The sequence below is a fragment of the Ruminococcus sp. CAG:379 genome, from assembly GCF_000434255.1.
GTDB lineage: Bacteria > Bacillota > Clostridia > Oscillospirales > Ruminococcaceae > Ruminococcus_F > Ruminococcus_F champanellensis.
Window position 1 is genome coordinate 1 of record NZ_FR894824.1, and the last position, 760, is coordinate 760.

At 50.9% G+C, this 760-nt stretch carries 1 protein-coding gene; it reads left to right on the plus strand.

Annotation, left to right across the window (positions count from 1 at the left end; translation table 11 throughout):
• Window positions 1-94 precede the first annotated feature (94 nt).
• On the plus strand, window positions 95-760 hold a 666-nt coding region (locus tag QVO51_RS01765), incomplete at its 3' end, for a hypothetical protein (RefSeq protein WP_288167741.1).

Below are 760 nucleotides of genomic sequence, written 5' to 3' on the forward strand. Positions count from 1 at the left end.
GGCTCTGGCTGGTCTGACCATTGCCGGTGCAGCTGCATTCGTGACCAAGAAGAGAAAGTAAGAGAGAACCGCATAAACAGGGAGTGTTTTTGATATGAAGAAGCTTGTAACCACAGTGATGTCCTGTGCTGTTGCATTTGCAGCATGCGCAGGCATGAGCGTGTCCGCCGAGAAGGCTGATACCTACAGCGCATGGCTGGTAGGCACCATCGGCGGCAACCAGATCTGGGAAAAGGCTGATGCACAGGTGACTTCCATCACCGGCAACGGCTCTTATACCGTAAACTGGAAGTTGGATCAGGGTTCCGACAGTGTATCCTGCCTGATTCTGAAGACAGATATCAACCTGTATGATTACGCACCGGAGGATGTGACTGCTGAAAAGCTGCTGGACGAATCCTCTGCAAAGATCGTGATCGATTCCGTGTCCGTTGACGGTGCACCCATCTCCTACAAGATGAGCGATGGGGCTTTCACCGTTGACGATGATGGTTCCACCATCCGTGTCAACCTGATGAACGAGTGGGGACAGAAGGTAAACATTTACGATGTACCGGCAAAAACCAACATTGCTGAGTCCATTTCCGTTTCCTTCACCGTTTCCGGTCTGGATCAGGACGCTGACAAGGATGATTCCAAGGGTGACGACACCAAGCAGGATGATACCAAGCAGGATAACACCAAGACTGACAATACCAAGAAGGATAACACCAAGACTGACAACACCAAGAAGGACGACACCAAGAAGGATGCCGCAAAG